Origin of the sequence: Pseudomonas sp. PA27(2017), assembly GCF_001945445.1 — a bacterium.
Classification (GTDB): domain Bacteria; phylum Pseudomonadota; class Gammaproteobacteria; order Pseudomonadales; family Pseudomonadaceae; genus Aquipseudomonas.
The window spans coordinates 1-17700 of the sequence record NZ_MSXW01000016.1 but is presented as its reverse complement, the minus strand read 5'-3'; the positions used below and the strand labels follow the sequence as shown (position 1 = coordinate 17700).

Sequence of the window (17700 nt, the reverse complement as noted above, 5' to 3'; positions counted from 1 at the left end):
CCGATGTTCGAGCTGAGCGATGCGCAGATCGGCAGCTGGGTCAGCAGTTTCGTGCTGCCGTTGTTTCGCATCGCCGCGCTGCTGATGGTGATGCCGATCATTGGCACGCAACTGGTGCCAACACGGGTGCGACTGTACCTGGCGCTGGCGATCAGCGTGGTGCTGGTGCCCACCCTGCCACCGATGCCGCTGGTCGACTCGATCAGCCTGCAGGCCTTCATGCTGATCGCCCAGGAAATCCTCATCGGCGTGATGCTCGGTTTCGTACTGCAACTGTTCTTCCACATCTTCGTGGTCGCCGGGCAGATCCTGGCGATGCAGATGGGCCTGGGGTTCGCCTCCATGGTCGACCCGGCCAACGGCATTTCGGTGCCTGTGATCGGCCAGTATTTCACCATGCTGGTGACCTTGCTGTTCCTGGCCATGAACGGGCATCTGGTGGTGTTCGAAGTGCTGGCCGAGAGCTTCTTGACCATGCCGCCGGGTTCCGGCCTGCAGATCGAACATTACTGGGAAATCGCCACCAAGCTCGGTTGGGTGATGGGCGCCGCACTGATCCTGGTGTTGCCGGCGGTCACCGCGCTGTTGGTGGTCAATATCGCGTTTGGCGTGATGACCCGCGCGGCGCCGCAGTTGAACATCTTCTCCATCGGTTTTCCGCTCACCCTGGTGCTGGGCATGGTGATCGTGTGGATTTCTCTGGCTGACATCCTGTCGCACTATCAGGCTATCGCGAGCGAGGCGCTGATCATGTTGCGTGAACTGGCGAGGGCTGGCTGATGGCCGAGTCGGAAAGCGGTGCCGACAAGAGCGAGGAACCCACGGAGAAACGCCGCCGGGAATCTCGTGAAAAGGGCCAGATTGCGCGTTCGCGCGAACTCAATACCTTCGCCATCATGCTGGCGGGCACCGGCGGGCTGCTGGCCACTGGCGGCTCGATCGGCAATGCCATGCTGGAAATCATGCGCGGCAACTTCGCCCTGCCGCGCGAGATCCTCATGGATGAGCGCAACATGGCGCTATGGTTGGCCGCCTCCGGGCAACTGGCGCTGGAAGCGCTGCTGCCGCTGTTGATCGTGCTGCTGGTGATGTCCATCGTCGGGCCGATCGCTCTGGGCGGCTGGCTGTTCTCGGCCAAGGCCATGGCGCCCAAGTTCAGCCGCATGAACCCTCTGGCCGGGCTCAAACGCATGTTCTCGATGAAGGCCTTGATCGAGCTGCTCAAGGCCCTGGCGAAGTTCATCGTCATTCTGTTGGTGGCGCTGGTGGTGTTGTCCATGGATCGCGACGATTTGTTGGCGATCGCCAACGAGCCGATCGAATCGGCCATCATGCACTCGGCGCAGGTGGTCGGATGGAGTGCGCTATGGATGTCCCTTGGGTTGATTTTCATCGCCGCCGTGGATGTGCCGTTCCAGCTCTGGGATAACAAGCAGAAGCTGATGATGACCAAGCAGGAGGTCAGGGACGAATACAAGGACAGCGAGGGCAAGCCCGAGGTCAAACAGCGTATTCGCCAGCTCCAGCACGAGATGACCCAGCGGCGCATGATGCAGGCAGTGCCGCAGGCCGACGTGGTGATCACCAACCCGACGCACTTTGCCGTGGCCCTGAAATACGATCCGGAAACCGGGCAGGCGCCCATGCTGCTGGCCAAGGGCAGCGATTTCACCGCGCTGAAGATTCGCGAGATCGCCGCCGAGCACAATGTGCTGCTGCTGGAGTCGCCAGCGCTGGCGCGCTCGATCTACCACACCACCGAACTCGATCAGGAAATTCCCGCCGGCCTTTACCTCGCCGTCGCCCAGGTGCTGGCCTACGTCTACCAGATTCGCCAGTACCAGGCGGGCAAGGGCAAGCGGCCTGCGCCATTGAAGGACCTGCCCATTCCGCCTGATTTACGTCGCGACCAATGATGCGGCGCAGCCCGTTTGAGGGCTGCGCCACCGTCAGTTACTCGATGACGCCGCAGGCCACGCGTGCGCCGCCGCCGCCCAGTGGCTTGGGATGATCGGCGTGGTTGTCGCCACCGGCGTGAACCATCAGCGACAGATCCTTGAGTTCATCCACGCTCTTGATGCGCGGCGCCAGCACGGGCTGGTTGGCCTTGCCGTCGGCGGTCACCAGCAAAGCGGGGAGGTCGCCCAGATGGCCTTCGCCCCAGGGCAGGCCGTGCTTGCCGGTATTTTTCGGATCCCAGTGGCCGCCAGCGGCTTCGGCAGCCGATGGTTTGCCATCCTTGGGTGCCGGGTCGCAGCTGGGTTTGCCGTGCACATGGAAGCCATGCACGCCTGGCTCCAGATCGTGCAGCTCCGGGGTGAACACCACGCCGTAGGGGCTCTGGCTGATCACCACTTTGCCGACCGAACTGCCGACGCCATTGGCGTCCACGGCATTGAGTTCGACGGTTTTGTCGGCGGCATGCAGGCTGGCCGCGCAGCAACTGGCCAATGCGGCCATCATCCAACGTTTCATGGTGCTCTCCTTGGTGGGGACTGGTCTGGCCGAAGCCATCGTTCACAGGCTGTGACTGGGCTTTTGCCGGCGGGGTTCGTGTTTTCGTCCCGCCAGTGCCTCGGCCTACCATAGGAATCAGCCTTGCCGCCTTCTGTTTCGCGGCTTTCGAAGAGTTGGAAAGGTTCTTGCAATACCGGCTGCAGAGACGTCCTGGACGTCAAAAGATTGAATCAGTCGGGGTACCCACGTGGCACTAAATCGAGCACAGATGATTGGCGACGTTCGCAGCAACCTCTCGGGGCTGCGTCACGGCAATCTCGGCATTCCGCTGCTGTTGCTGGTCATGCTCGCCATGGTCATGCTGCCGATCCCGCCGTTCCTGCTCGACGTGCTGTTCACCTTCAGTATCGCGCTGTCCATCGTCGTGCTGCTGGTGGCGATCTATGCACTGCGGCCGCTGGATTTTGCCGTGTTCCCGACCATCCTGCTGGCCGCGACGCTGCTGCGCCTGGCCCTCAACGTGGCCTCCACCCGAGTGGTGCTGCTGCACGGCCAGGACGGTCACGACGCCGCGGGTAAGGTGATCCAGGCCTTTGGTGAGGTGGTGATCGGCGGCAACTACGTGGTCGGTATCGTGGTGTTCGCGATCCTCATGATCATCAACTTCGTGGTCGTCACCAAGGGTGCCGGGCGTATTTCCGAGGTGAGCGCACGCTTCACCCTGGACGCCATGCCCGGCAAGCAGATGGCCATCGACGCCGACCTCAATGCCGGCCTGATCGATCAAGTGGAAGCCAAGAAGCGCCGTAGCGAAGTGGCCCAGGAAGCCGACTTCTATGGCTCCATGGACGGTGCCAGCAAGTTCGTACGCGGTGACGCCGTCGCCGGCCTGCTGATCCTGTTCATCAACCTCATCGGCGGCATGGCCATCGGCATGCTGCAGCACGGCCTGAGTTTCGGCGATGCCGGGCGCATCTACACCCTGCTGACCATCGGTGACGGCCTGGTCGCGCAGATCCCGTCGCTGCTGCTGTCCACCGCTGCCGCGATCATGGTGACGCGCGTATCCAGCGCCGAGGACATGGGTGCCCAGGTCAACCGCCAGATGTTCGCCTCGCCGCGTGCCCTGGCCGTATCCGCCGCCATCATGATCGCCATGGGCCTGGTGCCTGGCATGCCGCACATGTCGTTCATCAGCCTCGGGCTGGTGGCGGCTGGCGCGGCCTACTGGATCGCCAACAAGCAGCGCAAGGTCAAAGAAGCCGAAGTCATCGAAGTGCAGCGCCAGCAGGAGCTGCTGCCAGCCCAACGCGCTCAGGAGGTCAAGGAGCTGGGCTGGGACGATGTGGTGCCGGTGGACATGGTCGGTCTGGAAGTCGGCTACCGGCTGATCCCACTGGTCGACCGCAATCAGGGTGGCCAGTTGCTGGCGCGTATCAAGGGCGTACGCAAGAAGCTTTCCCAGGAAATGGGTTTCCTGATGCCGTCGGTGCATATCCGCGACAACCTGGATCTGCAGCCTAACGCTTATCGCCTGACGCTGATGGGCGTCAGCGTCGCCGAAGCCGAGGTCTACCCAGATCGCGAGCTGGCGATCAACCCTGGCCAGGTGTTCGGCACTCTGAATGGGGTGGCCGCCAGAGATCCGGCGTTCGGCCTCGAAGCCGTGTGGATCGATCCGGGCCAGCGCGACCAGGCGCAATCGCTCGGCTACACCGTGGTGGACGCCAGCACCGTGGTGGCCACGCACCTCAATCAGATCCTGCACAAGCACGCCCACGAGCTGCTGGGCCACGAGGAAGTCCAGCAACTGATGCAATTGCTGGCGAAAAGCTCGCCAAAGCTCGCCGAAGAGCTGGTGCCCGGGCTGATTTCCCTGTCGACCCTGCTCAAGGTGCTGCAGGCGCTGCTGCAGGAGCAGGTGCCGGTGCGCGACATTCGCACCATCGCCGAAGCCATCGCCAACGTCGCACCAAGGAGTCAAGATCCCGCCGCCATGGTCGCGGCAGTTCGTGTGGCGCTGTCCCGGGCAATCGTGCAAAACATCGTGGGACTAGAGCCGGAGCTGCCTGTGATCACCCTTGAGCCAAGGTTGGAACAGATATTGCTAAATAGTCTTCAGAAGGCCGGTCAGGGCTCCGAGGATGGCATCCTCCTCGAACCTGGCATGGCCGAGAAGCTGCAGCGTTCCCTGGTGGAAGCAGCGCAGCGTCAGGAGATGCTTGGCAAGCCGGTGATTCTGCTGGCAGCCGGGCCGGTTCGGGGAATGCTCTCGCGTTTCGCCCGGTTGGCCGTCCCGAGCATGCATGTTCTGGCGTACCAGGAAATTCCGGACAACAAGCAGGTCACCATCGTTGCGACGGTGGGGCAGAACTAATCGAGGGTACGGGCCATGCAGGTCAAACGCTTTTTCGCTGCCGATATGCGCCAAGCCATGAAGCTGGTTCGCGATGAGCTGGGCGCCGATGCGACCATCATCGCCAACCGCCGTGTGGCCGGTGGTGTGGAATTGACGGCTGCGCTCGATTATCAGGCTCCGCCGGTTCCGGCGCGCCAGGCCAACCCGGCGCTGGAAGCCGAGCTGCGCAAGACCCAGTCGCGCATCGCCTCGGCTCATGCCGAGCTGAGCACGCGCAACCAGCTCGATGCCGGCAAGGATCGTCAGCTGTTTGGCGCTGCGCCTGGCACGCCGCCGGCCGACAGCCTGGATGCGGTGCTGCAGCGTCAGCAGCAGAAACCGGCTGCGGCCTCGGTCGACCAGTCGGCGCTGGATTCCATGCGTTCCGAACTGCATGGCCTGCGTGAGCTGATCGAAATGCAGATGGGCTCGATGGCCTGGGGGCAGATGCAGGCTCGTCGCCCGCAGCAAGCCACCTTGTGGCGTCGCCTGCAGCGCATGGGGCTGCCCGCCGAGCTGGCGCGCACGCTGCTCGAGCGCGTGGCGTCGATCGCCGATCAGCGCCAGGCCTGGCGCATGGTCCTGGCGCATCTCGCGCATTCGATCCAGACCCCCAAGCAGGAGCCGATGGAAGAGGGCGGCGTGATCGCCCTGGTCGGCCCGGCGGGCATGGGCAAGACCACCACCCTGGCCAAGCTGGCCGCGCGCTATGTACTCAAGTACGGCGCTGCCAGCATCGCCCTGGTGAGCATGGACAGCTACCGCATCGGTGCCCAGGAGCAGCTCAAGACCCTGGGACGGATTCTTGGCGTCTCGGTGACCCAGGTCGACCCCGGGCAATCGCTGACCCAGGCGCTCGCACCGCTGGCCCGCAAGCGCGTGGTGCTGATCGATACTGCCGGCCTGCCGGCCAATGATCCGGCGCTGCGCATGCAGCTCGAAGCGCTGGCCAGTCGTGGCATCAACGCACGCAACTACCTGGTGCTGGCCGCTACCAGCCAGGCGCAGGTGCTCAAGGCGGCCTATCACAGCTACAAGCGCTGTGGGCTGGCCGGCTGCATTCTGAGTAAACTGGATGAAGCCGCCAGCATGGGCGAGGTATTGGGTCTGGCTATTGGCCACCGTCTGCCGGTAGCCTACCTGGCAGATGGCCCGCGCATTCCGGATGATGTCCACGTGCCGCGCAGTCACCAACTGGTCAGTCGCGCCGTTGGCCTGCAGGCGCCGGACGAGCCGAGTGAAGATACGATGGCCGATATGTTCGCCGGGCTTTATCAGAACCCGGCCAGGCAGGCCGGTTGAACGGGTTGAGTGTGGCGAAGCGCTGGTCGTGCTCGCCGCGACAGCGCACAATGGCTCCAGGGCCCACAGCGAAGTTTAGATAAGGTGTGTAGATAAGATGGGTATGCATCCCGTACAGGTGATCGCGGTGACTGGCGGCAAAGGCGGCGTTGGCAAGACCAATGTGTCGGTGAACTTGTCACTGGCGCTCGCCGATCTCGGTCGGCGCGTCATGCTCATGGATGCCGACCTGGGCCTGGCCAACGTCGACGTGCTGCTCGGCCTGACCGCCAAACGTACCCTGGCCGACGTCATCGACGGCCAATGCGATCTGCGTGACGTGGTCCTGCAGGGCCCCGGTGGCATTCGCATCGTGCCCGCCGCTTCGGGCACCCAGGCCATGGTGCAGCTCACGCCCATGCAGCACGCCGGCCTAATCCAGGCCTTCAGCGACATCAGCGACAACCTCGACGTATTGATCGTCGACACCGCTGCCGGTATCGGCGACTCGGTGGTCAGCTTCGTGCGTGCTGCCCAGGAAGTGCTGGTGGTGGTGTGCGACGAACCGACCTCCATCACCGATGCCTACGCGCTGATCAAGCTGCTCAATCGCGACCACGGCATGAACCGTTTCCGTGTGCTCGCCAACATGGCGCACAGCCCACAGGAAGGCCGCAATCTGTTTGCTAAGCTGACCAAGGTGACCGACCGTTTTCTGGATGTTGCGCTGCAGTATGTCGGCGCGGTGCCCTACGACGAGTCGGTTCGCAAGGCCGTACAGAAACAACGTGCGGTGTATGAGGCGTTCCCTCGTTCGAAGTGCGCGCTGGCGTTCAAGGCGATTGCCCAGAAGGTCGATGCATGGCCCTTGCCGGCCAACCCGCGTGGCCATCTGGAGTTTTTCGTGGAGCGCCTGGTGCATCAACCGACTGCAGACACGGCTGTATGACGACAGCCTCTGGACTCCGAATGTACAGCAAGGCACAAGCACGAGATTCACAGCATCAGTTGATCGAGCGCCACGCGCCGCTGGTAAAACGCATCGCCTACCACCTGCTGGCCCGTCTGCCCGCCAACGTGCAGGTCGACGACCTGATCCAGGCCGGCATGATCGGCCTGCTCGAAGCATCGCGTAAGTACGATGCCGGCAAGGGCGCCAGTTTCGAGACCTTTGCGGGCATTCGTATTCGCGGCGCCATGCTCGACGAAGTGCGCAAGGGTGACTGGGCGCCGCGCTCGGTACACCGCAATAGCCGCATGGTCAGCGATGCAATACGAAAAATTGAGGCCAGAACCGGTCGCGACGCTAAAGATCACGAGGTTGCTGCCGAACTCCAATTGAGTCTCGAAGATTACTACGGCATTCTTGGCGACACTTTGGGCAGCCGCCTGTTCAGTTTCGACGACCTCTTGCAGGAAGGCGAAAACGGCGGTCTGCAGGAAGACACGAGTTCCCTGCATCACGGGCCTTCGCATGAGCTGGAAGACAATCGTTTCCAGGCCGCGCTGGCCGATGCCATCAGTAATCTGCCGGAGCGTGAACGGCTGGTGTTGTCGCTGTATTACGACGAGGAGTTGAATCTCAAGGAAATCGGCGAGGTACTGGGGGTGAGTGAGTCGCGGGTCAGCCAACTGCACAGTCAGTGTGCCGCGCGCTTACGGGCGCGGTTGGGGGAGTGGCGCGCTTAGGAAATTGTTCAGGGGCTGGAGTTGGTCGAGCCAGCCCTTGCAGTAGATTGCAGGATTAGCAGGGCGCTGGACACACAGTGAACGCAGCAAAGCCGAGCGCAATGGTTTGCGGCGTTCTGCCAGGCCGGTTTCACGATTAATAAGCGCTGCACGTTGTTGCAGGCGTTTTAGGACTGTACGGAGGTCGACTTGGACAAGAACATGAAAATCCTCATCGTCGATGATTTCTCGACGATGCGACGGATCATCAAGAACCTCTTGCGTGATCTGGGGTTCACCAACACGGCCGAGGCCGATGACGGCACGACTGCGTTGCCGATGCTGCAGAGCGGCAGCTTCGATTTTCTGGTAACCGATTGGAACATGCCGGGCATGACGGGCATCGACCTGTTGCGCGCCGTGCGCGCCGACGAGCGACTCAAGCACCTGCCGGTGCTGATGGTCACGGCGGAAGCCAAACGCGATCAGATCATCGAGGCCGCGCAAGCCGGTGTGAATGGCTATGTAGTCAAGCCGTTCACCGCTCAGGTGCTCAAGGAAAAGATCGAGAAAATCTTCGAGCGAGTCAACGGCTGATGTCTGCCGCGAGGTTGTTATGGAACACCATGAATCTAACGAGGTTGACCTCGAGTCGACCCTGAAAAGCAATGCCCGCCAACTGGTCGACAGCCTCGAACAGGGCAACTTTGGCGAAGCCGTACAGCTGATCAACGAACTGAACAAGGCGCGCGACCGGGGGCTTTACCTCGAAGTCGGCAAGCTCACCCGTGAGCTGCACAACGCGATCGTCAACTTTCAGCTCGACCCGCGGGTACCGCACGCCAAGGAAATCTCGCAGATCTCCGATGCCACCGAGCGCCTGAACTATGTGGTGACCATGACCGAGCGTGCGGCCAACCGCACCATGGACCTGGTCGAGCAGAGTGCGCCGCTGGTCAATGACCTGAGCAGCGAAGCCGATTCGCTCGCCGAGGACTGGGGGCGCTTCATGCGCCGCGAGATGAGCGCCGACGCGTTCCGCGAGCTGGCCAAGCGTATCGAGCTGTTCCTGGCGCGCAGCCAGCGTGACACCAGCAAGCTGTCGGGTCATCTCAACGATATTCTGCTGGCGCAGGATTATCAGGATCTGACTGGTCAGGTGATCAAGCGCGTCACCCAGCTGGTGACCGAGGTCGAAAGCAATCTCCTCAAACTGGTGCTGATGGCCAGCCAGGTCGATCGCTTCGCGGGTATCGATCACAACCACGAAGAGTTGCGTGCCGAGCAAAACAAAGAAAAAAATCCGTCCCGCGGTGAAGGTCCGCAGATTCATGCCGATAAGCGTGATGATGTCGCCTCCAACCAAGACGACGTCGACGATTTGCTGTCCAGTCTGGGTTTTTAGGAGCACGTCATATGAGCTTCGGCGCCGATGAAGAAATCCTCCAGGATTTCCTGGTAGAGGCCGGCGAAATTCTCGAGCAGTTGTCCGAGCAGTTGGTGGAGCTGGAAAGCCGCCCGGACGATATGAACCTGCTCAACGCAATTTTTCGAGGGTTTCACACGGTAAAAGGTGGTGCCGGCTTCCTGCAGCTCAATGAGCTGGTGGAGTGCTGCCATATTGCCGAAAACGTGTTCGACATCCTGCGCAAGGGCGAGCGTCGTGTGGATTCCGAGCTGATGGACGTCGTGCTCGAAGCACTGGACGCCGTCAACGGCATGTTCGCCGAGGTGCGCGAGCGTGTGGAGCTGACGCCTGCCTCTGCGGAGCTGCTGGCTGCGCTCTCGCGCCTGGCCGAGCCGGGTGGCGCCGAGCCAGAGGCCGCGCCCGCTGCGGCGGCCGAGCCGCAACCGGCTCCTGCAGAACCCGTAGCTGCAGCGGTCGAGCCTTCAGCAGATATCTCTGACAGCGAATTCGAGCAATTGCTCGATGCCCTGGGCGACGAATCGCCGGCGCCAGCCAGCGCCACGACAGACGAAATTACCGATGACGAATTCGAGTCGCTGCTCGATCAGCTGCATGGCAAGGGCCAGTTCGCTGCGCCGGCGACCGCGCCGGTAGCCACCCCGGCTGCCGAGCCTGCCGCTGCGGCGGCGCCGGGCGATGAAATCACCGACGACGAATTCGAAGCGCTGCTCGATCAGCTGCATGGCAAAGGCCAGTTCGCCGCACCCGCCGTCGCGGCCGCTGCTGCACCGGTGGCAGCGCCGGCTGCGGAGCCTGTTGCGACGGCAACGCCGGGCGACGAGATCACCGACGACGAATTCGAAGCACTGCTCGATCAGTTGCATGGCAAGGGCCAGTTCGTCGCCCCGGCCGTAGCTCCGGCAGCCGCTGCTGCACCTGCTGCCAAACCGGCTCCTGCTCCCGAGCCAGCCAAGGCCGCGCCGCCTGCTGCCAAGGCCGAGCCAGCCAAGGCCGCGCCGCCTGCTGCCAAGGCCGAGCCGGCCAAGGCAGCGCCAGCGCCCGTAGCCAAGCCAGAACCCAGCAAGCCAGCTCCTGTTGCCGCCAAGGCGGAAGCCAGCAAGCCGGCACCGGCACCAGCGGCGGCTGCCGCGCCGGCCAGCGAGGCGGAAACCACCGTTCGGGTCGACACGGCTCGCCTGGACGAGATCATGAACATGGTCGGCGAGCTGGTGCTGGTGCGTAACCGTCTGGTGCGCCTGGGGCTCAACAGCGGCGACGAGGCCATGTCCAAGGCCGTATCGAACCTCGATGTGGTCACCGCCGATCTGCAGACCTCGGTCATGAAGACCCGCATGCAGCCGATCAAGAAGGTCTTCGGGCGTTTCCCGCGTCTGGTTCGCGACCTGGCTCGCCAGCTCAAGAAGGAGATCAACCTGGAGCTGGTCGGTGAAGAGACCGACCTGGACAAGAACCTGGTCGAGGCCCTGGCCGACCCGTTGGTGCACTTGGTGCGCAACGCCGTCGACCACGGCGTGGAAAGCCCGGACGAGCGCGAGGCGGCCGGCAAGTCGCGTACCGGCCGCGTGGTGCTGTCCGCCGAGCAGGAAGGCGACCACATCCTGCTGATGATCACCGATGACGGCAAGGGCATGGATGCCGACGTGCTGCGCAGCAAGGCCGTGGAAAAAGGCCTGTTGGACAAGGACGCGGCCGATCGCCTGACCGATCTGGAATGCTACAACCTGATCTTCGCGCCCGGCTTCTCGACCAAGACCGAGATTTCCGACGTGTCCGGCCGCGGCGTGGGCATGGACGTGGTGAAGACCAAGATTTCCCAGCTCAACGGTACGGTCAACGTGTTCTCCCAGAAGGGCCAGGGCTCGAAGATCGTCATCAAGGTGCCACTGACTCTCGCGATCATGCCGACGCTGATGGTGATGCTGGGCAACCAGGCGTTCGCCTTCCCGCTGGTCAACGTCAACGAGATCTTCCACCTCGATCTGTCGCGTACCAACGTGGTCGATGGCCAGGAAGTGGTGATCGTGCGCGACAAGGCGCTACCGCTGTTCTACCTCAAGCGCTGGCTGGTGAGCAGCGCGGCTCATGAGGAGCAGGGTGAAGGGCATGTGGTGATTCTCACCGTGGGCAACCAGCGCATCGGCTTCGTGGTCGACCAACTGGTTGGCCAGGAAGAGGTGGTGATCAAGCCACTGGGCAAGATGCTGCAGGGCACGCCCGGCATGTCCGGCGCGACCATCACCGGTGATGGTCGCATCGCGCTGATCCTCGATGTGCCCAGCATGCTCAAGCGCTACGCACGGCGTCTCTGATCGTCCGCGGCACGGCGACGGCCGTGCCGCTTAGGAGTGTTTATGGTTGTCAAGGTACTGGTAGTCGATGACTCCGGTTTTTTCCGCCGCAGGGTTTCGGAAATTCTCTCGTCGGATCCCAACATCACCGTGGTCGGTACGGCCACCAACGGACGTGAGGCCATCGATCAGGCCCTGGCACTGAAGCCGGACGTGATCACCATGGATTACGAGATGCCGCTCATGGACGGCATCACCTCCGTGCGCAACATCATGCAGCGCTGCCCCACGCCGGTTCTGATGTTCTCCTCGCTCACCCACGAAGGCGCCCGGGTCACCCTGGACGCCCTGGATGCCGGTGCGGTGGACTTTCTGCCGAAGAACTTCGAAGACATCTCGCGCAATCCCGAGAAGGTCAAGCAGTTGCTGTGCGAGAAGGTTCACAGCATCTCGCGCAGCAACCGCCGGGGGATCGGCACGGCGTCCCTGACGTCGCCTGCCGGCGGTAGCCTGAGCCGACCCGCCAGCACGCCGAGCACGCCTGCACCAGCGGCACGCCCGCAGCCGAGCGTTAGTCATCCGCCAGCCGAGCGGCATGCGACTTCGTCCAGCGCGGCGCCCAAGCGCAAGGCCTACAAACTGGTGGCGATCGGTACCTCGACCGGCGGCCCGGTGGCCCTGCAGCGTGTATTGACCCAGTTGCCGGCCAATTTTCCGACGCCCATCGTGCTCATCCAACACATGCCGGCCGCCTTCACCAAGGCCTTCGCCGAGCGTCTGGACAAGCTCTGCAAGATCAACGTCAAGGAAGCCGAGGACGGCGATGTCCTGCGCCCCGGGCTGGCCATTCTGGCGCCGGGCGGCAAGCAGATGATGATCGACGGCCGCGGCACCATCCGCATCCTGCCCGGTGACGAGCGCCTGAACTACAAGCCCTGCGTGGACATCACCTTCGGTTCGGCGGCCAAGTCGTACAACGACAAGGTGCTGGCCGTGGTGCTGACCGGCATGGGCGCCGACGGCCGCGAGGGCGCGCGCCTGCTCAAGCAGGGCGGCAGCCAGGTCTGGGCCCAGGATGAAGCCAGTTGCGTGATCTACGGCATGCCCATGGCCATCGTCAAAGCCAATCTGGCCGACGCGGTCTATCCCCTCGATGATATTGGTCGCCATCTGGTCGAGGCCTGCCTCTGATGGATGTGCTGAGCCTGATCGGCGTCATTCTGGCGTTCGTCGCGATTCTTGGCGGCAACTACCTGGAAGGCGGTCATGCCTCGGCACTGCTCAATGGCCCGGCGGCCTTGATCGTGATCGGCGGAACCCTGGGAGCGGCCTTGCTGCAGACGCCCGTGGCGGTTTTCAAGCGGGCGGTGAGCATCCTGCGCTGGATTTTCGTGCCGCCGCAGATCGACCTGCCCGGCGGTATCGACCGTGTGGTGAACTGGAGCATGACCGCGCGCAAGGAAGGCCTGCTGGGCCTGGAGGCAGTTGCCGACGGCGAGCCCGATCCCTATGCGCGCAAGGGCCTGCAACTGCTGGTCGATGGCGCCGAGCCCGAGGCCATCCGCAGCATTCTCGAAGTGGATCTCTACACCCAGGAAAGCCGTGACATTCAGGCTGCCAAGTTCTTCGAGTGCATGGGCGGCTATGCGCCGACCATCGGCATCATCGGCGCGGTCATGGGGCTGATCCACGTGATGGGCAACCTGGCCGATCCCAGCCTGCTGGGCAGCGGCATTGCCGTGGCATTCGTCGCCACCATCTACGGTGTGGCCATCGCCAACCTGCTGTTGCTGCCCATCGGTAACAAGCTCAAATCGGTCGCGCTTCGCCAGTCGGCGTATAGGGAGATGCTTCTGGAAGGCATCCTGTCGATCGGTGAGGGCGAAAATCCACGGTCCATCGAGCTGAAGCTGCAAGGCTTCATGAGCTGATCATGGCCCGCCGACGCCGCCACGAAGAGCATGAGAACCACGAGCGCTGGCTGGTTTCCTATGCCGATTTCATCACTCTGTTGTTCGCCTTTTTCGTGGTCATGTACTCGATTTCCTCGATCAACGAAGGCAAGTACAAGATTCTGTCGGAAACCCTCACCGGCGTATTCAACCAGCCGGATCGCTCGATCAAGCCGATTCCGGTGGGTGACGAGCGCCCGCGTACGACCGAGCCGGATCGTTCGATGGTCGACGAGGCATCGCCTCAGCAGATAGCGGCGTCCACCCTGCAGAACATCGCCGACAGTATCCGCGATGCCTTTGGCGGCCTGCTGCAAAGCGATCAGCTCAAGGTGCGTGGCAACGAGCTGTGGATCGAGATTGAACTGAGTTCCGGGCTGCTGTTTCCCAGCGGTGATGCGTTGCCCAACGACGAGGCGTTCGAGATCATCGAAAAAATCGCCAAGATCCTGGCGCCTTATGGCAACCCAGTGCACGTCGAGGGCTTCACTGACAACCAGCCGATCAAGACGGCGCAATACCCGACCAACTGGGAGCTGTCTACGGCGCGTGCGGCGAGCATCGTGCGCATGTTGGCCATGGACGGCGTCGATCCTTCGCGCCTGGCCGCCGTGGGCTATGGTGAATTCCAGCCGGTGGCCGACAATGGCACCGCCGAGGGCAGGGCGCGTAACCGCCGCGTTGTGCTGGTGGTCTCGCGCAATCTCGATGTACGGCGTAGTGTTAGTGGTGTGGGAAGCGCCAATGCACAGCCTGACGCGGCGCTACAGCGCGCTGGCACGCAACCTGCTACAGGGCCTGCAGCACCGACGCCTGCCAACGGCGCCGTCAATTCCCCGTCGCCAGTCCGTGAAGCGGGCAACTAGTCTCGGCCGGGCATAGCCTGTCCCCGGGAGGATGAAGATTATGAGAGTGTGGGCTGTATCCAATCAGAAAGGCGGCGTGGGTAAGACCACTTCCAGTATCGCCCTGGCGGGTCTGCTGGCCGATGCCGGCAAGCGCGTGGTGGTGGTCGATCTCGACCCCCATGGCTCGATGACCAGTTATTTTGGACACGACCCGGACACCCTGGAAAACAGCAATTTCGACCTCTTCCAGCACCAGGGCAGTGTACCGGAGGGCTTGCCGAAGCAACTGCTGCTGCCCACCAGCCACGAACGTATTTCCCTGCTGCCGTCGAGCACCGCGCTGGCCACCCTGGAGCGCCAGTCGCCGGGGCAGAGCGGCCTGGGCCTGGTGATCGCCAAGAGCCTGGCGCAGCTGTGGCAGGACTTCGACTACGCGGTGATCGACAGCCCACCGTTGCTCGGCGTGCTGATGGTCAATGCGCTGGCGGCCAGCCAGCAGCTGGTAATTCCCGTGCAGACCGAGTTCCTGGCGGTCAAGGGCCTGGAGCGCATGGTCAACACCCTGACCATGATCAATCGCTCGCGCAAGCAGGCGCTGCCGTACACCATCGTGCCGACGCTGTTCGACCGCCGCACCCAGGCATCGCTGTCGACCCTGCGTCTGCTCAAGAATGCTTACCCCGAGCAGCTCTGGCAGGCCTACATTCCGGTCGATACGCGCCTTCGTGATGCCAGCCGGGCAGGGCTGACGCCGTCGCAGTTCGACGGCAACAGCCGGGGCACCATCGCCTACCGTGCGCTGCTCAAGCATTTGCTGGCGCAGCAGCCTGCTTCCCAGGTGGCTTGATCATGGCGGCTGAATATTCTGCGCGAACCGGCTCAAGTCTGCCGCCCCAGCGGCCGATAGCTCATACAGATATCTTCTGCAGGTTGCCTTCATGAGTCGTTCTACTGCTACCGCAACTCGGCCCCAACTGGCGCTGCAGTCCTACCTCGATGGGTTGCTGCAGGATGCCGCCATCGAGCTCGAACAAACCCTCGAAGATAGCGCCCTCGATGATTTCGAGGCCGCCGTGCTCGAGGAGCAGGTACGTGATGCGCAGCTGGTGCCGCGCGCCGAAGCGCCGGCGCTGACCCTGGTTCAGCCTGCCGTGGCCGAAGTGGTCAGCGAGCCGGTCGTCGAGGTGGCCGCTCCGGTGGCCGAGGCGGTTGCGCCGGTCGTCGTCGAACCCATTCCGATGCCGCCGGTGGTCGAGCCGGTCGTCGACGTGCATCGCCCTGCACCACAGATTTTCTCCAGCCAGCCCGACGGCCGTCCCGAGTGGGCCGAAGAGCCGTTCGAATGCCTGTTGTTCGATGTGGCCGGGTTGACCCTGGCGGTGCCGCTGGTGTGTCTGGGCTCGATCTACCCACTGGCGGGCCAGGATCTGACACCTTTGTTTGGCCAACCCGACTGGTTTTTGGGCATACTGCCATCACAGTCCGGCAACCTTAAGGTGCTCGATACCGCCCGCTGGGTAATGCCCGATCGTTACCGGGATGATTTCAAGCAGGGCCTGCAGTACGTGATTTCCGTGCAGGGCTACGAGTGGGGGCTGGCGGTGCACCAGGTCAGCCGCTCGATCCGCCTTAACCCGGACGAAATCAAATGGCGCAGCCAGCGCTCGCAGCGGCCGTGGCTGGCAGGAACCGTGATCGAACACATGTGCGCGCTGCTGGACGTCGCCGCGCTGGCCGAGCTGATCGCCAGCGGCGCTACCAAGCGCATGCACAACGGGCAGATACACTGATAACGTTCGTACGCGCTACAGCGTGCGATCACTTGAATAGCGGGACTCCCGCGCACCGCAACGCGCGGTCAATGACGAGGCTAGGCCATGAAGAAAAGCTCTGCACAAGGCGCTGAAGATCCGATCCTGCAGTGGGTCACGTTCCGTCTGGACAACGAGACCTACGGCATCAACGTGATGCAGGTGCAGGAAGTGCTGCGTTACACCGAGATCGCCCCGGTGCCGGGCGCGCCGAGCTACGTGTTGGGGATCATCAACCTGCGCGGCAACGTGGTGACCGTCATCGACACGCGCCAGCGTTTTGGCCTGGATTCCTCCGACGTCACCGACAACACCCGCATCGTCATCATCGAGGCGGACAAGCAGGTGGTGGGCATTCTGGTCGACAGCGTGGCCGAAGTGGTTTACCTGCGCCAGTCCGAGGTGGAAACCGCTCCGAACGTCGGTAACGACGAGTCGGCCAAGTTCATCCAGGGTGTGTGCAACAAGAACGGCGAGCTGCTCATTCTGGTCGAGCTGGACAAGATGATGACCGAGGAGGAGTGGTCGGAGCTGGAGAGCATCTGAAGTGCTCGAAGCCGCACTCATCGTTCTTGCCCTGGTCTGTGCCGGGCTGGTGGGCACTTGCGTCTGGCTTGCCGGACGTCTGCGCCTGGCCAGCCAACTGCAGGCCGAACGCGATGCCCAGCGTGATCAGCGTATCCGCGAGTTGGGCAAGCGCCTGGACACCTATCTGACGGGTAGCATCCGCATGGGCGAGGAACTGCACGAGTTGCGGCGCACCGTTGCGCCGCTGCCCGACAAGCTGACGCAGATCGAACAACGCGACCCCACCAGCCTGTCCTTCACCCAGGCCGCCCGTCTGGTCGGCATGGGCGCCAGTGCCGACGACCTGACCCAGTCCTGCGGCCTCAGCAAGGCCGAAGCGGAACTGGTCGCCAAGCTGCATCAGGCGCGCCGCTCCTAACCTGCGGCTGGTTGCTCGCCATCTCGTAGGAGCGGCGACCTCGCCGCGAATCGTGCGTACGACGCCGCTCTTGCAACAAGGCCACAATCCTTTCGCGCCGGGTCGGCGCTCCCACACAGGTGGTGGGTTGCTCGCGGTCATTGTGGGAGCCGCGACCCCGCGGCGAATCGTGCGTACGACGCCGGTCTTGCAACAAGGCCACAATCCTTTCGCGCCGGGTCGGCGCTCCCACGCAGGTGATGGGTTGCTCGCGGTCATTGTGGGAGTCGCGACCCCGCGGCGAATCGTGCGTACGACGCCGCTCTTGCAACAAGGCCACAATCCTTTCGCGCCGGGTCGGCGCTCCCACGCAGGTGATGGGTTGCTCGCGGTCATTGTGGGAGTCGCGACCCCGCGGCGAATCGTGCGTACGACGCCGCTCTTGCAGCAAGGCCACAACCCTTTCGCGCCGGGTCGGCGCTCCTACACGGGCGTTGGGTTGCTTGCGATCACTGTGGGAGATTCTATGTCAAGGATCCCCCTTTTTCGGGGTTGTAATCGACCTGCTTCTGCATCAGCGCAAAGGCGATACGAGCGAGTTTACGGGCCAGGATGGTCAGGGCTTCTGTTCGCTTGAGCCCAC

The 17700-nt window shown here is 63.1% G+C and carries 17 protein-coding genes; 16 read left to right on the top strand and 1 reads right to left on the bottom strand.

Annotated features, from left to right (window positions below; translation table 11 throughout):
• The first annotated feature begins 3 nt into the window (after positions 1–3).
• Both fliR and flhB read left to right on the top strand, forming a co-directional pair.
• A complete protein-coding gene (fliR, locus tag BVH06_RS08140; RefSeq protein WP_075933736.1) occupies positions 4–780 on the top strand; it encodes a flagellar biosynthetic protein FliR in 777 nt (258 codons plus the stop codon).
• A complete protein-coding gene (flhB, locus tag BVH06_RS08135; protein ID WP_075930655.1) occupies positions 780–1916 on the top strand; it encodes a flagellar biosynthesis protein FlhB in 1137 nt (378 codons plus the stop codon). The genes fliR and flhB overlap by 1 nt, the downstream gene beginning before the upstream one ends.
• A gap of 37 nt (positions 1917–1953) precedes the next feature.
• On the opposite strand, the gene sodC is transcribed toward flhB, so the two are convergent.
• Positions 1954–2475 (bottom strand): superoxide dismutase family protein, encoded by a 522-nt coding sequence (gene sodC / locus BVH06_RS08130; protein WP_075933735.1) that lies wholly within the window; start codon positions 2473–2475, stop codon positions 1954–1956.
• 250 nt (positions 2476–2725) lie between these two features.
• Here sodC and flhA point away from each other — a divergent pair, with 250 nt between their 5' ends.
• The 14 genes from flhA to BVH06_RS08060 all read left to right on the top strand — a co-directional run bounded on the left by flhA (position 2726) and on the right by BVH06_RS08060 (position 17078).
• Entirely contained in the window at positions 2726–4834 is a 2109-nt protein-coding gene (flhA, locus tag BVH06_RS08125) for a flagellar biosynthesis protein FlhA (protein ID WP_075930653.1), read from the top strand.
• Positions 4835–4849: 15 nt separating this feature from the next.
• Entirely contained in the window at positions 4850–6157 is a 1308-nt protein-coding gene (flhF, locus tag BVH06_RS08120) for a flagellar biosynthesis protein FlhF (RefSeq protein ID WP_075933734.1), read from the top strand.
• A gap of 97 nt (positions 6158–6254) precedes the next feature.
• Positions 6255–7085 (top strand): flagellar synthesis regulator FleN, encoded by an 831-nt coding sequence (fleN, locus tag BVH06_RS08115; protein ID WP_177344609.1) that lies wholly within the window; start codon positions 6255–6257, stop codon positions 7083–7085.
• On the top strand, positions 7082–7825 hold the full coding sequence (fliA, locus tag BVH06_RS08110) for an RNA polymerase sigma factor FliA (protein ID WP_013791047.1): 744 nt from the start codon (positions 7082–7084) through the stop codon (positions 7823–7825). The genes fleN and fliA overlap by 4 nt, the downstream gene beginning before the upstream one ends.
• Before the next feature lie 201 nt (positions 7826–8026).
• The gene (locus BVH06_RS08105) at positions 8027–8401 is read left to right on the top strand and encodes a chemotaxis response regulator CheY (RefSeq protein WP_170829026.1); all 375 of its coding nucleotides are present in this window, start codon (positions 8027–8029) and stop codon (positions 8399–8401) included.
• A 19-nt stretch (positions 8402–8420) separates the two neighbouring features.
• Positions 8421–9209 (top strand): protein phosphatase CheZ, encoded by a 789-nt coding sequence (locus tag BVH06_RS08100; protein WP_075930651.1) that lies wholly within the window; start codon positions 8421–8423, stop codon positions 9207–9209.
• Between the two features lie 11 nt (positions 9210–9220).
• Positions 9221–11542, top strand: a complete 2322-nt coding sequence (locus BVH06_RS08095) for a chemotaxis protein CheA (protein ID WP_075933733.1) — start codon at positions 9221–9223, stop codon at positions 11540–11542.
• 42 nt (positions 11543–11584) lie between these two features.
• Entirely contained in the window at positions 11585–12712 is a 1128-nt protein-coding gene (locus tag BVH06_RS08090; RefSeq protein WP_075933732.1) for a chemotaxis response regulator protein-glutamate methylesterase, read from the top strand.
• Positions 12712–13452: a flagellar motor protein gene (locus BVH06_RS08085; protein ID WP_075930648.1), complete on the top strand. Its 741-nt coding sequence runs from the start codon at positions 12712–12714 to the stop codon at positions 13450–13452. Before BVH06_RS08090 ends, BVH06_RS08085 begins: the two co-directional genes overlap by 1 nt.
• Positions 13453–13454: 2 nt before the next feature.
• Positions 13455–14339, top strand: coding sequence for a flagellar motor protein MotD (gene motD, locus BVH06_RS08080; RefSeq protein WP_075930647.1), 885 nt, complete (start codon positions 13455–13457; stop codon positions 14337–14339).
• Positions 14340–14379: 40 nt separating this feature from the next.
• Positions 14380–15168, top strand: coding sequence for a ParA family protein (locus tag BVH06_RS08075; protein WP_075930646.1), 789 nt, complete (start codon positions 14380–14382; stop codon positions 15166–15168).
• Between the two features lie 91 nt (positions 15169–15259).
• Positions 15260–16111 carry a CheW domain-containing protein gene (locus BVH06_RS08070; protein WP_075930645.1) on the top strand — a complete coding sequence of 284 codons (852 nt, stop codon included), beginning with the start codon at positions 15260–15262 and terminating at the stop codon, positions 16109–16111.
• 87 nt (positions 16112–16198) lie between these two features.
• Positions 16199–16678 carry a chemotaxis protein CheW gene (locus BVH06_RS08065; protein ID WP_013791056.1) on the top strand — a complete coding sequence of 160 codons (480 nt, stop codon included), beginning with the start codon at positions 16199–16201 and terminating at the stop codon, positions 16676–16678.
• Between the two features lies 1 nt (position 16679).
• Complete coding sequence (locus BVH06_RS08060) at positions 16680–17078, top strand: DUF2802 domain-containing protein (RefSeq protein WP_027911376.1); 399 nt, start codon at positions 16680–16682, stop codon at positions 17076–17078.
• Positions 17079–17700: the final 622 nt, after the last annotated feature.

Bases quoted from the DNA above. Each gene is read 5' to 3' on its own strand.
- fliR (WP_075933736.1), top strand. From the start codon at position 4: ATGTTCGAGCTGAGCGATGCGCAGATCGGCAGCTGGGTCAGCAGTTTC.
- flhB (WP_075930655.1), top strand. From the start codon at position 780: ATGGCCGAGTCGGAAAGCGGTGCCGACAAGAGCGAGGAACCCACGGAG.
- sodC (WP_075933735.1), bottom strand. From the start codon at position 2,475: ATGAAACGTTGGATGATGGCCGCATTGGCCAGTTGCTGCGCGGCCAGC.
- flhA (WP_075930653.1), top strand. From the start codon at position 2,726: ATGATTGGCGACGTTCGCAGCAACCTCTCGGGGCTGCGTCACGGCAAT.
- flhF (WP_075933734.1), top strand. From the start codon at position 4,850: ATGCAGGTCAAACGCTTTTTCGCTGCCGATATGCGCCAAGCCATGAAG.
- fleN (WP_177344609.1), top strand. From the start codon at position 6,255: ATGGGTATGCATCCCGTACAGGTGATCGCGGTGACTGGCGGCAAAGGC.
- fliA (WP_013791047.1), top strand. From the start codon at position 7,082: ATGACGACAGCCTCTGGACTCCGAATGTACAGCAAGGCACAAGCACGA.
- BVH06_RS08105 (WP_170829026.1), top strand. From the start codon at position 8,027: ATGAAAATCCTCATCGTCGATGATTTCTCGACGATGCGACGGATCATC.
- BVH06_RS08100 (WP_075930651.1), top strand. From the start codon at position 8,421: ATGGAACACCATGAATCTAACGAGGTTGACCTCGAGTCGACCCTGAAA.
- BVH06_RS08095 (WP_075933733.1), top strand. From the start codon at position 9,221: ATGAGCTTCGGCGCCGATGAAGAAATCCTCCAGGATTTCCTGGTAGAG.
- BVH06_RS08090 (WP_075933732.1), top strand. From the start codon at position 11,585: ATGGTTGTCAAGGTACTGGTAGTCGATGACTCCGGTTTTTTCCGCCGC.
- BVH06_RS08085 (WP_075930648.1), top strand. From the start codon at position 12,712: ATGGATGTGCTGAGCCTGATCGGCGTCATTCTGGCGTTCGTCGCGATT.
- motD (WP_075930647.1), top strand. From the start codon at position 13,455: ATGGCCCGCCGACGCCGCCACGAAGAGCATGAGAACCACGAGCGCTGG.
- BVH06_RS08075 (WP_075930646.1), top strand. From the start codon at position 14,380: ATGAGAGTGTGGGCTGTATCCAATCAGAAAGGCGGCGTGGGTAAGACC.
- BVH06_RS08070 (WP_075930645.1), top strand. From the start codon at position 15,260: ATGAGTCGTTCTACTGCTACCGCAACTCGGCCCCAACTGGCGCTGCAG.
- BVH06_RS08065 (WP_013791056.1), top strand. From the start codon at position 16,199: ATGAAGAAAAGCTCTGCACAAGGCGCTGAAGATCCGATCCTGCAGTGG.